A 2,190-nucleotide genomic window follows, 5' to 3' on the forward strand; every position below is an offset into this window, starting at 1 on the left:
CGCCGTCAACGCGGCGATCAACGCCTCCCGGTCGACGTCGCCCGGCAACCGGACCGCCATCGGCATGTTGTACTCCACCGAACCCGGCTCCAGCCGGTGCAGGAACCACAACCGCTGCTGCGCGAACGACAACGGCAACGGCCGGCCCCGCTCGACCGGCACGATCGCCGGCGCCACCATCCCCGGGGCGGCCGCCTCGATCACCCGGCTCAACCCCGCCACCGTCGGCGCATCGAACAGCGCCGCCACCGGCACTTCGACCTCCAGCACCGCGCGGATCCGCGACACCACCCGGGTCGCCAGCAGGGAGTGCCCGCCGAGGTCGAAGAAGTTGTCGGTGGCACCGACCCGCTCCACGTCGAGCAGCCCGGCCCAGATCCCGGCCAGCAGATCCTGCACCGCCCCGACCGGCGCCACGTATCCACCCGACAGCTCCAGCCGGCTTCCGTCCACCACCGCCAGGCCGGCCCGGTCGACCTTGCCGTTCGGCGTCAACGGCAACGTCGCCAGCTGCACGAACACCGCCGGGATCAGATACTCCGGCAGCCGCCCGGCCAGGAACGCCCGCAACTGCTCCACCGCCAGTGCGCCGCGCGGGACCACGTAGGCAACCAGCCGGTCCCCACCGTCCGAGACAACCACCGCCGCCGCCACCGCCGGATGACCCTCCAGCGCGTGCTCGACCTCACCCGGCTCGACCCGGAACCCCCGCACCTTCACCTGGTCATCGGCGCGGCCCAGGAACAGCAGACCGCCGTCCACGCCGCGCCGGACCCGGTCACCGGTCCGATACCACCGGCCGCCGCCAGCCGCCGCAACAAACCTCTCGGCGGTCAACGCCGGCCGGCCCAGGTATCCCCGCGCCAGCCCGACCCCGCCGATGAACAACTCGCCGACCGCACCCACCGGCACCGCGGACAGATACCGGTCCAACACCTGCAACCGCACCCCCGGCAACGGACCGCCGATCGGCACCGGACCCTGGTCCTCGGAGCGCTCCGACACCGGCCAGAACGTCGAGTCGATCGTTGCCTCGGTCACCCCATACGCGGTCAGAACCCGCACCCCGGCGCCGAGCACCCGACGGGCCCGCTGCGCCGACTCCCATCGCCATACATCCGTCGTGACCACGACCAGCCGCAACGCCGGCAACGCCAGACCGCCACGCTCCAGGTGGTCCACCAGCTCATCGACGTACCGCGGCGCGGACTCGAACGCCTGCACCTCCTGCGCGCGCAGCAACGAGCACCACCGCGGGATGTCGAGCTGAGCGCCGACTTCACCCACCACCAACGTGCCGCCGGCCCCCAGCGCCCGCACCACATCACCGGTGAACACATCGAAACTCGCACTGGCCAGCGTCAGCCAGCGCAGCCGGTCGCCGGAGCGGAAGTGCGCCGCCGACCACGCCGCGAACTCCCCGAGCAGCGCACCGTGCGACACGACGGCGCCCTTGGGCAGGCCCGTCGACCCCGACGTGTAGATGACACACGCGCTCTGTGCCGGGTTGACGTCAACGTCGGGCGCGGTCGCGGCCGGCCAGGCGTCCCACCACAGCACGGCCGGAAGCACCTCCGGCAGTGAACCGGCCACTGAACGGTCCGCGACCAGCACCGACACCCCGGCATCGGTCAGCAGGAACGCCAGCCGCTCCGGCGGATACTGCGCGTCGAGCGCCAGATAGGCACCGCCGGCCTTCCACACCGCCACGATCGCCACCACCAGGTCGGCCCCGCGTGGCAGACACAACCCGACCACCGTCTCCGCGCCCACACCCATCCCGCGCAGCCGGGCCGCCAACCGACCGGACCGCTCGTCCAGCTCCGCATACGTCAGCTGCTCGTCCGTGGCCCACACCGCCACCGCCGACCCGTCGTGCCCCGCGATCAGCTCATGGACGCCGGACACCGCCGGCGGGTCCAGCGCGGTTCCACTCCAGAGCTCCAGGTCGCCCAGCTCCGCCGCGCTCAGCATCGGCAGCTGCGACAACGCCCGATCCGGGGCCGACGCGACCGACTCCAGCAACGTGGACAGGTGCCCGATCATCCGCCGGACGGTGACCTCGTCGAACAGTTGCGTGCTGTACTCGAGCCCGCCGAACAGGCCGGTTCCGGTCTCGGCGATGGTCAGGCTCAGGTCGTACAAGGCCGGCGTCGGCACGGCCTCTTCCTGCGGGGCGCCGGGCTCGCC

The 2,190-nt window shown here is 72.3% G+C and carries 1 protein-coding gene; it reads right to left on the reverse strand.

Annotated features, from left to right (window positions below; all coding sequences use genetic code 11):
• Positions 1-2,160, reverse strand: a 2,160-nt coding sequence (locus tag Dsi01nite_RS56785; protein WP_203854865.1) for a non-ribosomal peptide synthetase, incomplete at its 3' end; no start/stop codon positions are given.
• Positions 2,161-2,190: the final 30 nt, after the last annotated feature.

The organism is Dactylosporangium siamense (assembly GCF_016862795.1).
Classification (GTDB): domain Bacteria; phylum Actinomycetota; class Actinomycetes; order Mycobacteriales; family Micromonosporaceae; genus Dactylosporangium; species Dactylosporangium siamense.